This window comes from Funiculus sociatus GB2-C1 (assembly GCF_039962115.1).
GTDB classification, from domain to species: domain Bacteria; phylum Cyanobacteriota; class Cyanobacteriia; order Cyanobacteriales; family FACHB-T130; genus Funiculus; species Funiculus sociatus.
In genome coordinates, this window is the sequence record NZ_JAMPKJ010000103.1 from 1 (window position 1) to 14,724 (window position 14,724).

Sequence of the window (14,724 nt, forward strand, 5' to 3'; positions counted from 1 at the left end):
TGTGGATACGACCATTCTTGACCGTTTTGGAAGACGCACAAATGGGACACGCAGGCATGGGAGGAGAACAGCAAGAAACTCTACTCCTCTATCATTACATCTTGAGCACTACCAAAGTTCGTATTGCTGCGCGGCATCTGGGTGCGCTCTCAGGAAGTCTCGAAAGAGGATGTGCGATTTCCAAAACTCACTGTCTACAAGCACTGAGTGAATTTGGTGAGTGCGAGGCATTCCTCGGCGGAAGTAGTGCCGTCCGGGAATACCCAATTCACCACAGTAGAGGTAGTCTTGCGCTTCAAGACTGGAAATCTGAGCTGGACTCGGTGGTAGTTGTTTTAGACCTAAAATGATGTCGAGGTGAGTGTGAACGTAAAGAAATGTTAGGCGATCGCACACTCCAATCTTTCCTATGATTTCCTGAAATATTAGGAGTTGGTGAGGAATCGAGCTATCCCATTTTAATATCAGAGATTCATCATCCTCAAGTTAGTGCTGAAAGCAACATTTAAATTTTCTAGGGAGTCAACCAGCCACTTTGTTTTGTCTTTGGTGTAATCCTCATAGTGTTTAAATAGAATCGCCAACTTCTGTTCTAAATAGGGTTTTACGTGGTGACAAAGCAACACAATCTTGAGTAGAAGACCAATAGTGGGTGTAATGCCAAGATTACTGGTAAGGTCTAAAAAGATGTAGTGCTTGGGTTGCTCAGCACTTTCCACTACCAATAAATCAAGTAATTTTCTACAAGTTTTCACGAGCAAAATCGGGCTGAGTCTCTGAGTATCGTACTCAACCAGAGTATTTTGCAGATGCTTCTGTAGCTTCTGATTGAACTGATGATTGCCATAATTGATGTTAGTTGAGGCAGTCAGGTATTCATCATACAACTCTTTCTTAAACGTTCGGTAACAGGGAGTCCAACGGCTGGAGGTGCGGAACCGTTCAGCTAAGTCCTTGTATGTATTAGCTCCATCCACTTTGCCTGTAAACTGTTGGATGGCAATATTCAGTTCATCGTTGCTCAATAGGGTTGGGTTTTTTACACTTCGCGAATTCTTTGGCAATTGTTGATAGGTAATGTAGTGAGATAAATTGATGTCAAACTGCTGCTGTTGTTGAGTTTGTCTTGACTTGACCTTTTGTCGCTGCTCATCAGTGCTGTCATTGGTAAGAAGACAAGGCTCATAAATAAAGGGATATCTATCCAGAAAAGTTCTTAATCGTCGGGATTCTACATTATTACTCTCCTCACTCTTCTGACTAAACTGTTGAGTTCGATATCGCAGTACCCGATATTGCTCGGTTTGCCTAAAGCACTGCACGAGTTGGCGCAGGCGCTGCGTTGTCCGGGAACGGGCTAATTGTGTAGGAGGAGTTTCAAACAGCGCAATCAGTTTAGGAATAGCTTCTTTGAACCGGGGATTGTTTTCCCAGTGGTTGATCGGGATGTAGCAGCTACGGTTAAGGATAAACTTAAATTCTTGATCAGCCAAATCTGAGGATACAATCCTCTCTAGAGCTTGCCAGACTTGAGAGGAACTGTCTTCCATTCCCTCAATAAACAGACGGCGAAAAAGCTCAATCAGTTGATTAGGGGGTTCGACCTTAACGTGGTCTAGCAAATAGGTGTATAACAGTAGCTCTTCTGGAGTAGCCTGACGATTATAGTAGTTTGACCAAGAATCAGTCACGGTCAGCACCTCATGATGTAAGGAATGGGATAAAGCGAGACCAACTAAAGCTGTAAATGTACTACATTATAAGCTGTTTAATTTCCCTAAAATATTCAAATATTTGCTCGGTGTTCAGACAACTAACCTCTTAAGAGTAAACTCTATACCTATAGCTTGTTGGTTAGTTCATCCGGCGTGAGTAGCAGCAATTACAGAGGCAGCAACAGTTACACCACTTGGCTTATAGGATAGAAAGTTGAACAGGGGAACGCTTTAGCCTTCTGTGCCAAGCTAATGACCTAACTTGTGCTAACTCAATTGCAGACTTGTGCAATTGAGTTAGCACAAGTGTGAAATGTATTGCCTAGCTGATTCATATCCCTGATAAAAATTAACCACTTTTATCGTTTAGAGCGACGATTTTTCTTATCATTCATCGATTGGTAGAGCTGATGGCAGGAGAGAGTTTTTTACGAATTTTGCCATCTAGATAATATTTGTTTCAAAAATATATGGATCTTCCCCTGCCAAAAACTTGTGGGGAAGTGATCGCCAAGGGCAGCCGTTGTGCAGTAAGTAGAAAATTCCATTCACAATCTCACCCAATGGCACTTATGCAGTGCCGTATCAAGAGTATTCAATCGCTCCTAAAACTCTTAACGTTGCAATAGTTGCTTCTGTTATCCCTGTAACGCCCGTGATGTTCATGCCATCGTAGGGTTTGTCAGTTTTCAAGGTTTTGAGGCATTCACCGGTTTCCACATCCCAAAGCTTAATCGCTTGGTCATGACTGCCACTGACCAAGGTACGCCCATCGGGACTGAAGCTAACAGACCAGACTTGGTTGGTGTGTCCGGATAGAGTTTTGAGAGATTCTCCCGTATTGGCATCCCACAGATGCACTGTCTGCTCGTTACTACCACTGACCAGAAGTTGACCATTGGCGCGAAAGCAAAGGGCATCAATGCGCTCGGTATTCCCCTGCTGAGTTCTTAGGCATTCTCCTGTGCTAACTGACCACAGTTTCACCGTTCGGTCATAACTGCTACTAGCCAGAGTTTGCCCATCTGGACTAAAGGTGAGAGTGTGGACTCGGTCAGTATGTCCCCGTAGGGTGTGGAGGCACTCCCCAGTGCGAACATCCCAGAGCTTCACAGTTTGGTCGCTACTACCGCTAGCGAGGATTTGACTGTCAGGACTGAAAGTGATCGCCTTAACGGTGTGACCTTGTAGGGTCTTGAGGCATTCCCCCGTGCTAATATCCCAAAGTTCCATCGTCTGGTCATCACTGGCGCTTGCCAGGGTACGACCATCGGGACTGAACGTGATGGATTGGACTGAGCGAGTATGGCTGTGCAACGTTTTGAGGCACTTCCCACTATAGACATTCCACAGCTTTACCGTCTGGTCATCACTGCCACTAGCGAGGATGCAACCATCGGGGCTAAATGCCACCGAACAGACCCAATCCAGGTGCCCTTGCAACGTTCTCAATGCTCGACCCGTGTTCACATCCCACAACCGAACGGTTTGAGGTTCGCTAACACTTGCCAGGATTTGACCGTCGGGGCTAACGGCAAACGACCAAACCTGATGTCTGTGACCTCGTAATGTTCTCAAAGCTTGACCTGCATTGACATCCCATAACTGCACCATTCGCTCAGTGTAACCAATGGCAAGGATTTTGAGATCGCGACTAAAAGTAAGGGAGCAGACATGAGTGTCAAATCCCTGTAGGGTTTTGATACATGCACCCGTGCTAACCTGCCAGAGTTTCACTGTCTGGTCATCGCTGCTGCTGGCGAGGATTTGACCATCAAGGCTAAAGGCAACAGCCCAGACAGAATCCTCGTGACCCTTGAGACGGCGGTAACATTGACCTGCTTGGATATCCCATAACTTCACGATGCAGTCATCACTGCTACTAGCGATGAAGCCACCATCGAGGCTTTCTCTTTCAGAAGACTGTGCCAACGGGTAGGGTTGCTTAGCGAAGGCGATCGCCCACATCCAGTTCGTGTTGCCAGAAAATGTTTGCAAGCATTGACCTGTGCTGATATCCCACCGTCTGATTGTTTGGTCATCGCTACCACTCGCCAGCGTATAACCATCGAGACTGAACGTAACGGCATGAACGCCCTCAGTATGTTCTTGGAAAGTGTGAATACATTGCCCAGAACTGACATCCCATAATTTCACTGTTGTGTCATCACTACCGCTAGCCAGTGTACGACCATCGGGACTAAAGCAGATGCAGTTAACTCGGTCGGTATGCTCATGCCAGGTGCTAAGGCATTCCCCTGTGTTCAGCTCCCAGAGTTTTATGGTTTGGTCATCACTGCCACTGGCTAGGGCCTTACCTTGAGGACTAAAAGCGACTGACTTAATACAACCGGAATGCCCCTGACATCGCCATAGTTGTGTCCCATCTGCAACTTGCCACAGCAAAATCTTGCCATCTTCATCTCCAGTAGCTAGTTTGCCATCTTGTCCAAGAGCTACGGTGAGATGATTCCCTAAAGTTTTAGCAAATACAGACGTGGATAGATCGGCGTTAGCAAAATTCACATTTTGCAAACAAACATCTTGTAGATAGGCTTGCCGAATTGTCAGATTGGAAAAGTCATAGTCAGTTAAATCAATCTGCATGTAACAAAGCAGATTGATAATATTTCCTCCTGAATATCCCCTTCTCAGATGATCTCGTAGACCAGACAGAATTTGTTTTAATCGGGTTTCAACATTAGCTTTGCTACTAAGAGCAGTCACAAGCCTATCTGCTACTTCTCTGAGGATAAGATGAGTTTGAGTTTCCCTAACGTAGTCTTTTGTGGTTGCTTTCACTAAAGCATGACTGTTAAAGAGTACAATCTCGCCCGTCTCGATCTCATGACATGCTTGCTCGATCAATCGAGCTGTCACGTATTCCATCACCAAATTTTGCAGGGTAAAGCTGGCAGAAACATTTTCAATTAAAGATCGCTGCCTTAGGGATGTTAGTGCTTCCAGGAACTTGGGGGGCGAGACAGGCGGGATAATTTGCTCTCGTAACTCTGAAGTCGAAATTGGTTCTCGCTCGATCGCCAGCCAGTACATTATCTGCTGTTCTAAAGCGGATAAGCGATTGAACTGCTCGTCTAATAATACGCGAATGCCATCGAAAACAATTAATTCTTGTGTTAAAAACTCAGAAATGTCACCAGAATATAACTCTCGAATGGTAGTCGAAACTAGCCTTAATGCTAAGGGATTGTATCCACAGCGATTAATCAATTCTCTTTCTTGGTCAGATGAGCTAGACAGAGATAAACCTGTTGCCCGTAAGATAGATAACCCATCTACATCCTGCACACCCCGTAACGCCAATGAACGAACGGGTAGTGTTTCTCCTTCTAATGCCGCCAATTCTTTAGGCTTTTCCCGACTGGTGAGTACCAAGCAACTTTGATGGGGTGATTCTCCCACCTGCCGGATTAACTCACCATAATCCTCATATCCGTCTCGATAGTAACCCGTGCGATCGCCTTCCAATAAAATTGATTCCAAATTATCCAGTATCACTAGACACCGATGCTGGTGCAGATGCTCGCGCAGTTGTGATATTTGACCATTTATATCTTTTGATAAATTGGTATTGCGCTCGTCTGATAGGAATTGGATGAGCTCTGCCAGAATTTTGGTAAGCGGTGGAGCATTGCGGAGACTTCGCCAGATGACATACTCAAAATCTTCCTGAATCTGTTGAGCTAACTTCACAGACAAAAATGTCTTGCCAATTCCTCCAATGCCCAATAGCGCTACCAAGCGACAGCGTTCCTCGACAATCCACTGTTCTAGCTGAGTAATCTCTTTAGTCCGTCCATAGAAAATTGATACATCTGGTACTTTCCCCCAAGAGCAACGCCTATCAGCTTCTGGTTTTTGAACTATAGTCCGATTGACAATTTCTTTCCAATCTAGGGTTAGAACTGCACAGTAAGCCCTGAATGAGGGAGTCTTGATAGGCTTTCTGCCAGCTAAAAACCGACTCCAGGTTCCAGGGGAAATTCCGTGAGCATAAGGGGGGCCTGCCTGCCAGTTCGGATCTAAGTGTCTGCTGGCTTCCTCAAGCCACCTAGGATCGTCCCTAATCCACCCTTTTTCCTGCCGAGCTTGCCTAATTTTTGCTAGTCCCTGCTGAGAAGCTCTAATACTCGCCATAGATGAACCAAAGCTTTGCTGCTCTTCAGATCAATTTAAGATCAGTTGCTTACTGATCTTAAACCGAGTTCGGAGTGAATTAGCTGCCAAGGGAGGAAATGTTTTGCATTGATAGAGCAAGTGATTACAGACCAACGAGATCTATGGCTGATCTGAATTCGATCTGGCGAAGCCTTGATGTATGAAATACCTTGGAGATGTGAAGTTAAGCAGTTCAACCATCCAACGATTCAATGCCACCCCAAAAGGGAGTTGAATCAAAAAACAACGTCTTTCAGGAGTTTTCTCATGTTAAAATATGCAACATTCGCTTCGGTATTACTACTGACTTTTTTGCCATCAAATATTGTATTGGCACGCGGTGAATTTACCAAAACATGTTCAAATATAACCTTAGAGGAAGGTCATTTTTTGGAAGCTAATTGTGAAACGAATAATGGAGGTCGTGCACAGACTGGTAGAAGTATAAATAATTTAATAGCAAACAGAAATGGAAAGTTAGTTTGGAGTCGGAATGGCAATTACATCGCAACTAGCCAGAATTGTGATGTAGATTTTCAATCTAATAGAACATTCTTGGAGTGTGATACCCGTAAATCAGATGGTAGCTGGACATCATCAACTTTGGAGTTAGACCGCCATATTGCAAATATAAATGGAAACTTGAGAGTCGAATGATGAATTGCAATGACTAGAGAGCTAAAAAAGGACTTTGATAAGCCTTAGTGCCCTTACTGCGGCTCTGTTCAGGTTCAGAAATTTGAGAGAGTTGACAATTGATTAGCGACCGTACTTGTGAGCCAATACAAAGCCCCTGTCTAACGGTTAGACAGGGGCTTCTTTTATTGTGGGGGATAGTAGAGCTTTGTCTGTGAGTCATACTTCCACCCTGTGCGTTGCTCAAGGTATTCCTGAAAGGACATCTCCCTGCGCTTAACTGTTTCTGGTAGATAATATCCCAGTATCTAGGAGCATCGCGCCTACTTACAAACATTCCCATCCGGCATCGTCGCCCCAGTCAAATTGACATCACTCAAATCTGTTGCCTCAAGATTCGCACCCGTTAAATCGGCACCGCTCAAGCCAGTGCGATCGCCCGCTCTTGTAGGTTGGGTTTCGTGCCTTAACCCAACCTACCATCGTCTTGGGGAGGATTGTAGAGAAATCAAATTGCAACTTAAAGTTGGGTGGAGCGATTGCGAAACCCAACCAACAGAAAAGAGCGATCGCTAATTTTGTAGAGACAGCCTTAAAAGTCAAGCGAAAGCGAGTGTAGGACGGATGATGATAGTGCGATGTTTGCTCTTCCAAGTGCGATCACGATTACGAATAATACAAAAACCGAGTTACCATCCGGAGATGGAACCAAAAGATAAAAAATACTTTGACTCTAAAAGCCAGGGGACTGGCTAGCATCAAAAAATTAATTCGCAGTCGTCTCACTGTATTCAATTCATCTTTTAGGAGTTGCAGCTAGTTACGCTCAGTTCTATCAAAAATTCAAGTACAGCAACCTGGGGCGTTCACATTTTTGGCAGCGGTTCAGGAGTCCTGCTCGATAAAACCAGAACCTTCGATTAGAGTTGAGAGAGGATTTTCTTCCATTCCGGAATACATGCTTAACCTGTTCCCCAAATTTTCAGTGGCGCTCGCTACTGCCGCTCTCGGTGCTGCGATCACAAGCATTCAAGCCCAAGCATCTATCGTTACCTATGACTTCACTGTTAACGTGACTCAAGGGTCATTAGCTGGACAATCATACAGTGGAACATTTAGCTACGATGATTCAACCTTAAAAGGCACTGGAGTTGAGAAATTAGGGATTGAGCAGGGATTAACCATTTGCATGAATTATTTCGGACGCAATTACACAGAAGCAAGCGATCGTGACTATCCCAAATTTCCAACGCTCGTGTTTGAGAACGGTGAAATCAACCAACTAGACTTTTGGGTACAGCCCCAAAACCGTGTAGTCTGGTGGAACTTACCTGGATGGGAAGTTAAGTTATCAAAGCGGCAAGCTGGTAGTGACGTTGCAAATTGCCAAGAACGCTAAAAGAATGTTTGAGAAGTAGAAAGGCTCTTAGTGAGACTAATCTGTCAGTAAATAAAGACCCTAACTGCCAGATTTGAGAGAACAATACAAATTTGATTGGCGCTAATGAGAGGGTGCAGATACTGCCTATATCCTCTTATTGTCGTTATTTATAGCAGTCTTGATTTGAATGAATCATAGTTGTTTTTAGGCAATTAAAAATCACTGTAATAGGGAGAATTACTGGAAGTAATAAGAGGATGCCTGAGAAGTCAAATATTATGCCAATCGTCTGAGCCAGATACGGATCATGCCACATAGATAAACGCAACGGAAGTTTTCGGCAGAATCTCATAATCTTTAATATTGAGACCCGGCTGAGAATGCTTCAAAGCAGCCCCATAAGCCAGTTTCTCATTTTGTTTTAAAGCTATAATTTTGAGACAGTCTTAAACTGCTCCACCCAATCATCTTCACCACATTGGCTCCTGCGGGAATGGACTTACTCCTAGATTTGCGATACTACAAGCTAGGTTAGTCGGCACGGGTGAAGTCGGAAGGATATATCCCGGACTCTGACAACAAGATAGTTTATTGTAAATTTAGCTCCAGTAGGAGCCAATTGGCTCCAGCTCTTTGAGAAGTTCCTGCTGTTTTCGAGCGAGTGGGGGCTTTAATAATTTCCTTTATCTGTGTCAGCGTGTTGATCGGTTTAGAGAGGTGTTTGGAGCGATAGGAGAAATCTTTTAAGCCGTGCAAAATTAAGACTGGGATAAGAATTTGATTTACTCCTCCTTACTAATTAGCGCTACAGCTAGGGCTAAATCTTCCGGGGAAGGTTCGCAATAACGCTTTGTAGTTTCCAGACTTTCATGCCCAGCTAGAGCTGCAACCATTTCCAAACCAACACCAGCGTCAATTAAATTTTTACAAAAGGTATGCCGGAGAGAATGAGGTGATAAATCTTCCAAATCTCCTTTGTATTTTTCAATCAGACTTTGGATACCGCGAGGGGTGAGTTGTCCCCGCTGCCCAACAAAGATGGGTATTACAGTTCCACGATTTTTGTAATAACCGATTTCTATTAGTGCCGACTGAGCATCATTGTTGAGTGGAATCTCTCGACGCTTCGCCCCCTTACCGGATTGCACAATTAAGATTGCTTTTTTGGGTGTGATTTTGATATCAGACCAGTGAAGGTCGCAAAGCTCAGAAACTCGTAGTCCGGTATTCAACAGTAATCTGACAATTACCAAGTCGCGCTCTTGACCACCCTGCTCTACCCTGGTGAGTAATGCGTGTTGTTCTGTGCAATTAAGCCAGCGAATTCCGCGTCGATTTTCTTTAACGACTTTGGGGATTTTAGGAACGGATGGAATCATCCCCGCGGACATCGCCCAGTTCAAAAACACCTTAATGGTAGTTAGCTTGCGGTTGATACTTTGGGGTTTAAGCGAATGACTTAAATAGCGCTTATACTCTAGCAAATCAACCGCCGCCACTAAGTCTGGGAAAAATTCCAATTTTTGCTGGAATTCAAACCATCGGATAAAAGCATCAAGGTCGCACAGATAGTTGCGAATGGTTAGCGGACTGCGCTCATTTTCTTCAAGAGAGCGACGGAATCCATTTTTACATCGCGTCGAATTATACGCAGAGTTCTTTTTTCGATATTTGCGGAGGTCGGTGACTGACATGAGGCATCTGGCAACCAAGTGTGCGTAATTCACAAATTATATGCACAGAATGGGTCGGCGATAAGGAAGCCGTCGCTCAAAAACAGCAGAGGCTTTTCAATGACTGGGCACCAATGGGGACAAGCTGGAGTGCAATAAAAAACTACCTCCTTGAAAGATGGGGCAGTAGGATGTATCCAGCCTAGATACTGCATTCAAGATTCAGGATTCAGGTTCTATTTGAATTTATCTCAAAGGATAGGTTGTGGATAAAAATCAAGAGCAAAATAATGTCCCAAAAGGGGGCACATTTCGGTTCAATTCTTAGCGGGTAGAATTCCGGATCACGGACTAAGACCAAATTCTGGCTTTGTCACACCGCAGGTTCTTATCTGGCAATGAAGGGATACGACATGAGAAAGATTCAAGATTATTTGGGGCATTAATAAACAGAGGCAGTCACGCTTGCTTAAGGTGTGAGGAAGATTTGGAATATTAATTGTCGCCATTGTTTTCCTTGGCTGCCCAAATTATTAAGCCTCTCTCGCCCAACTCCTCCAGGCTGCTAGAATTCGTGAAGCAGCTTGATACAGAAAAACTCTACAGTCATCATGGTGCAGACGGCACCACAACTACATCGCCTTCCTGCAACCTTATATCTTGGCTCAAATCTCCTTGTGACAAAAACTTCATGAGATCCACGTTGATGATGGTTGGTTCTAAACGGTTACTGGTTTGCCGACGAACTTGAACCTTACGAACATAAGCATATTCAGTGATACCCCCAGCCATTTGAATCGCTCGCGTGACAGTAGGCAACTGCTCTTGCATTATGGAACTCCCATCTATTTCTACTACTTCAGGGAGAAAATAAGCGCCAGGGCGCTGCACTTCACCAATGACTCCAATATGGATGCTTTGCACTATTCTTGGTTGAGCGTTCGGTTGAGCCTTAACCAATTCGCGTGTCTGTGAAGTAGTAGCATCGACAATGGGGTTAGCTGACGCTGGGATAACCAGCATAGCCATTGATAAAGCGGCACCTGAGAGTCCTATCAAAGTTTTGTATTGCATGAGAGCTACTGCAAAAAGTCTGAGACTTTATTTTCCCCTTTGAGGACGATAATTATTCGCTCGAGTTCCCAAAAACGCACGCCACGCAAATACTCCCATAGAGTTGAGGTTGCCAGCATCAACAAACAAAGGCAGTCCCGCTTACTTAAGATGTGGGTAATTTATTTATTGCTCGTCGCACTCAACCTTACCGAAATTTCAAGCACAGCACCCAGTGTTTAAACATTTTATATTTTTCAGCTTTACAGATATATGCCGCCATTGTCTGAAGCTTCCAAGTCATCAACTTGGGATGAATCAAGAAAATCCGTTTCTACATCGTCATATATAAAAATACCGATGTATCAGCAAGCGGCGCAATCTAGATAGACTTCTTTAGCCTCGAAATCTAGTGCCGTATTCTTGCTTTAGCGCATCCATACCCGAAGAGCTATACACACCCGACAATTTGGCTTTTTGAGAATGGTGCGAGATAGGAGTACAAACGGGTTGCACTACCCACCCTACGTTTAATTATGTTGAGCTACTTAGCTTTTTCTTCACTAAGAAGCCTAGACCTAGAACACTCAGCCCCAAGGTTGTACTTCCCTCCGGAACAGACTTAGGAGGTTGTTCCCCGTCTAGTAATGTATACCTTACCTTTCCCAGGGGCGATGGACCCTGAGGGGGGGAACTAAAATATATAGTCTTCCCTTGGATCATAAAAGTTCGATAACGACTGTACGTCAATCCTAAAATTTCTCCTCCCAAGAAAGACACAGTTTCTACCCTATCTTGCCCATTGCAACAATCAGGCCCTGTCAGCTGAGGTATCCCATTTAATATAAAAGAAAGGTCACTAACTGGAACTGTTTCAAGTTCTATTCCGGTGAGGGATGAATTTTCGTAGTTAAAAAAACCAAACCCGCTCTCGAAAAACTCATTGTTAGGGCCTTCAACGTCATACACATCAAAACGATATTTGATTGTAGCTGCTTGGCTTGGTTTGGTTAAAATTGTAGCCAAGCTTAGGACTACACCAGCAGTTGCAATAGCTAATTTGCTCAGGATTATGTTTGACATTCTTGTTCCTTTTAAAACTTCCTAAGCCTGGATTAGGCTTTTTACTCTCTGTGGTTTGTCTCACTCGACATTGTAATCCCTTAAGACAGCAACATTGCGTATTTGTACTGAACCTTCATCATAAAAATATAAAAGCCAACAAGTAAATTGATATAAATACCAGGGTAAATACACAAATTCCAATCTGTTGAGCGCAAAATTATACTGAGGTCAGTCAAGGAATTAATTATTAGAATAACTAGGAAATAGGTAAGAGGAAGAATAGAGAGGCAAGCTTAGAATAGGTAGTTCAAAGAACTTAATCTTACTTAATAGACGTAATATGAAATTTTAGTAAACTCATATCTCGCACTAATAAATTTTGATACCAATTTCCGGTTCTTAGAGTCGGGGTTGCATTGGAAGATGTTAGTCAACAACACGCATACAACCAACTGAGGGAGGAGAGTCTGGAAAGCTTGCTTGATTTTATTTGTCACCAATCCGGGCAGTATAGTGGGCTGGATAGAGAGACAAGCGAGTGTGCGCCAACAGATAAGCCATTAACGATAAAATTAGCCAGCGATACATCCCTAATTTGGCTGGTTGAGCTTTCACCGTGTAGCCCAAAGCAATGCTTAAAAGTTTTAAACCAGTCTTTACGAGATGCTAGTGAATCTACATAAATCTCGCATTAAAGAGATTGAGGGAAAACAAAAAAGGACAAATAAATCCGTCAATTTCTCTAAAGCTGGTGTTTGAATTAATGCCTGAACCAAAGATGCGGTATTTGTTTTCAGAGTTTAGAGCTAGTGAGTTTGATGAACTGTACCAAGAGATATCTCAAGTTTTTGAGATATCAAAAGAGCAATTAAACGCTTTATACCTAATAATGCGTGAAGAGTTAGAGAAAGAAGGGTATCCAGAACACACACTCAGTCGGAATATTTTTCTTCCTAGCGATGAGAGATTCCAAAAACGTTATGATGATGCCTTAGTCATCGGAGTTGATATCCCTAGTATTCTTGAGCTTGACAATGGTGTAAAAGAAAAAAAAACGGTAGCGATTCTTGGACAAGATCCATTAAGGAGAAGTGAGGCAAGAGTAGAAGAAATTAGTATAGGTACACCCTACGCTCTCCATTTAAAGAACTGCCGTGAAAAACTACGAAACACCCGACTATACTTTGACTTAATCAAGGTGCTACTAGAGTCGGGATATCGGGTTTACTTGACAGACGTATTCAAAGTTTGGGTCAGCTCTTCTAACGGTCAATCCGGTATCCCCTTGAGCCAAAAAGACTGCAATCGTTTCATTAATCTATTAAAAGAGGAACTAGAAATATTTGAACCACTTGCTGTCATCACCTGGGGACAAATTGCTAGTAAGACTGTTAGTGGTATAGATTTAAAGATTAAACATTTAGAATTTCCTCATCCAAGTGGTGCCGCCAATGGAACTTGGAGGAAAATTATGGGCAAATCACCTACACGAGAAAATCGAATTAACTATTGGAAGCAAACAATCTTTGATTACTTAGGCTCGCTGACATCTAAGAAAGGGTGAGGTTCAGAGGTGGGGTCGGAATACTGGACTTCTTAGCGGCAGAATTTTTTATACATCCTTGACGTAGAAAATGCGGGTGAACGTTTTGCAAAAGCCAACCGACTCATACAACCGCAACGCATTATTCGCATTTTGGGAATCGACACCAAGCTTCGCTGTATCCACACCCGCTGCTTTCAACTGATGCAGTCCCGCAAGCAACATAGCTCGTCCCAACCCCATCCGGCGAAAGCCGCGCCGCGTACCAAGGATACCGATCCAACCTTCATTGCGTCCGCTCCGGATGTTATCCGCAGTAGCGATATGGCAGTGACAGTAGCCAACAAATGTCCCGTCTGGAGAAACTACAATTAAATCGTGTTCCGGTCGATAATCAGGATCCCTTAACCAATGCTTGTGTTCCTCGACTGTTAAATCGAAGTGATTCCAGTGGTCGAAAAAAGACTGATTGTGCAGTTCCACCCAAGCTTCCGCATCTTGTTCGCCTTGAGAGTGGCGCAGTACAAATCCTTCTGGAAACTGCGGTTCAGGAATCGGAAGATAAAGCGATCGCTCCGCGTCTGCTACAAGCCTGCGCTCCATTGTTAAAAAGTACCTGTCAGCTGTGAAACTGCAACTATCTAACAAAGCAATGCGTTCAGCTTGGTCATTGCGGGTGCTAGAGCGTAGCTTGACACTCATCCCTCGCTCCCGACTAACTTCCCGCATCCGTTCCTCACCCCAGGCAATAATCTGCATTTCCAGATTGCTACCACGCGCGTTCGGATGGACGCGAAGCCTCAGGAAACCCTCAACGACGGCTGCTTCGTGTGGCGGAATCCACATCTGACCGCTGCCTATTAGCTGACCGTTGCCATCCTCCCACAATCGTATATTGCGCTCTTTGTCAAACGATGGTGACTCAAAAGCCTGCCGCAGTTCGGCGACAGAAGTGCCTTGGTCTAGGCGATCGACTGCTTCGCAGGCGTTAAAAAGGTGAGCGATCGCTTCTAAATCCGCTTCCCCTGCATAAGGACGCATTGTTAAAGTAATCATAAAATTAGCTTAGATGCCTACATTGCCGTAATTTCGGCAATTAAAGTTGCAATTCACTACAGGCACACTATAAGCAATTGCGGAAATAACACCTCACCTGATTGGGTGGCAAGCTGACATTGTAGCCGATACTTTGCAATCGTAATCTGCTTGCAGCAGCGCTTGCAAAGAGCGCATCTCGTAGTAAAGCAGCGGTCGTCCATTGACGATTTCCCGCCTGGTTTGAGACATACCAAGCCTCTCAAGTACCCGAATCTATCCCACTAATATCAAAAGAGATGGGGAAGTAAGGGCGGTACTGGTTATTTTAAAGTCCAGATAATGAATGGCTGCGGCTCCCTATAGATATCTAAGCTACTGGAGAGTCAGTGTAATTAAAAACGACCTTGGGCTGAGTAGACCACCCGGCAACCGGCACTGAAG

The 14,724-nt window shown here is 44.1% G+C and carries 12 protein-coding genes; 3 read left to right on the forward strand and 9 right to left on the reverse strand.

Features of this window, described 5'->3' with window-relative positions:
- Positions 1–108: 108 nt before the first annotated feature.
- The 3 genes from NDI42_RS29025 to NDI42_RS27260 all read right to left on the reverse strand — a co-directional run bounded on the left by NDI42_RS29025 (position 109) and on the right by NDI42_RS27260 (position 5,873).
- The gene (locus NDI42_RS29025; protein WP_190460449.1) at positions 109–396 is read right to left on the reverse strand and encodes a GrpB family protein; all 288 of its coding nucleotides are present in this window, start codon (positions 394–396) and stop codon (positions 109–111) included.
- A 68-nt stretch (positions 397–464) separates the two neighbouring features.
- The gene (locus NDI42_RS27255) at positions 465–1,691 is read right to left on the reverse strand and encodes a hypothetical protein (protein ID WP_190460451.1); all 1,227 of its coding nucleotides are present in this window, start codon (positions 1,689–1,691) and stop codon (positions 465–467) included.
- Positions 1,692–2,300: 609 nt separating this feature from the next.
- Positions 2,301–5,873: a WD40 domain-containing protein gene (locus NDI42_RS27260; RefSeq protein WP_190460454.1), complete on the reverse strand. Its 3,573-nt coding sequence runs from the start codon at positions 5,871–5,873 to the stop codon at positions 2,301–2,303.
- Between the two features lie 288 nt (positions 5,874–6,161).
- Here NDI42_RS27260 and NDI42_RS27265 point away from each other — a divergent pair, with 288 nt between their 5' ends.
- On the forward strand, positions 6,162–6,551 hold the full coding sequence (locus NDI42_RS27265) for a mannose-binding lectin (protein ID WP_190460456.1): 390 nt from the start codon (positions 6,162–6,164) through the stop codon (positions 6,549–6,551).
- A gap of 302 nt (positions 6,552–6,853) precedes the next feature.
- On the opposite strand, the gene NDI42_RS27270 is transcribed toward NDI42_RS27265, so the two are convergent.
- Positions 6,854–6,955 (reverse strand): pentapeptide repeat-containing protein, encoded by a 102-nt coding sequence (locus NDI42_RS27270; protein ID WP_190460458.1) that lies wholly within the window; start codon positions 6,953–6,955, stop codon positions 6,854–6,856.
- A 560-nt stretch (positions 6,956–7,515) separates the two neighbouring features.
- On the opposite strand from NDI42_RS27270, the gene NDI42_RS27275 reads away from it, so the two are divergent.
- A complete protein-coding gene (locus tag NDI42_RS27275) occupies positions 7,516–7,929 on the forward strand; it encodes a hypothetical protein (protein ID WP_199311486.1) in 414 nt (137 codons plus the stop codon).
- A 764-nt stretch (positions 7,930–8,693) separates the two neighbouring features.
- Here the strand turns inward: NDI42_RS27275 and NDI42_RS27280 are convergent.
- From NDI42_RS27280 to NDI42_RS27290, 3 genes are all read right to left on the reverse strand, one after another.
- Positions 8,694–9,605, reverse strand: a complete 912-nt coding sequence (locus NDI42_RS27280) for a tyrosine-type recombinase/integrase (RefSeq protein ID WP_190460461.1) — start codon at positions 9,603–9,605, stop codon at positions 8,694–8,696.
- A 588-nt stretch (positions 9,606–10,193) separates the two neighbouring features.
- Positions 10,194–10,658, reverse strand: coding sequence for a polysaccharide biosynthesis/export family protein (locus tag NDI42_RS27285; RefSeq protein ID WP_190460463.1), 465 nt, complete (start codon positions 10,656–10,658; stop codon positions 10,194–10,196).
- A 1,530-nt stretch (positions 10,659–12,188) separates the two neighbouring features.
- Complete coding sequence (locus tag NDI42_RS27290; protein ID WP_277876910.1) at positions 12,189–12,317, reverse strand: hypothetical protein; 129 nt, start codon at positions 12,315–12,317, stop codon at positions 12,189–12,191.
- Between the two features lie 85 nt (positions 12,318–12,402).
- Here NDI42_RS27290 and NDI42_RS27295 point away from each other — a divergent pair, with 85 nt between their 5' ends.
- Positions 12,403–13,266, forward strand: a complete 864-nt coding sequence (locus NDI42_RS27295) for a uracil-DNA glycosylase family protein (protein WP_199311487.1) — start codon at positions 12,403–12,405, stop codon at positions 13,264–13,266.
- 48 nt (positions 13,267–13,314) lie between these two features.
- On the opposite strand, the gene NDI42_RS27300 is transcribed toward NDI42_RS27295, so the two are convergent.
- Positions 13,315–14,301, reverse strand: coding sequence for a GNAT family N-acetyltransferase (locus NDI42_RS27300; RefSeq protein ID WP_190460465.1), 987 nt, complete (start codon positions 14,299–14,301; stop codon positions 13,315–13,317).
- Positions 14,302–14,394: 93 nt separating this feature from the next.
- Positions 14,395–14,532 (reverse strand): hypothetical protein, encoded by a 138-nt coding sequence (locus NDI42_RS27305; protein WP_190460467.1) that lies wholly within the window; start codon positions 14,530–14,532, stop codon positions 14,395–14,397.
- Positions 14,533–14,724 lie beyond the last annotated feature (192 nt).

Excerpts from the sequence above, each read along its gene's own strand:
- NDI42_RS27300 (WP_190460465.1), bottom strand. The coding sequence starts at position 14,301 with ATGATTACTTTAACAATGCGTCCTTATGCAGGGGAAGCGGATTTAGAA.
- NDI42_RS27280 (WP_190460461.1), bottom strand. The coding sequence starts at position 9,605 with ATGTCAGTCACCGACCTCCGCAAATATCGAAAAAAGAACTCTGCGTAT.
- NDI42_RS27305 (WP_190460467.1), bottom strand. The coding sequence starts at position 14,532 with ATGTCTCAAACCAGGCGGGAAATCGTCAATGGACGACCGCTGCTTTAC.
- NDI42_RS27285 (WP_190460463.1), bottom strand. The coding sequence starts at position 10,658 with ATGCAATACAAAACTTTGATAGGACTCTCAGGTGCCGCTTTATCAATG.
- NDI42_RS27260 (WP_190460454.1), bottom strand. The coding sequence starts at position 5,873 with ATGGCGAGTATTAGAGCTTCTCAGCAGGGACTAGCAAAAATTAGGCAA.
- NDI42_RS27265 (WP_190460456.1), top strand. The coding sequence starts at position 6,162 with ATGTTAAAATATGCAACATTCGCTTCGGTATTACTACTGACTTTTTTG.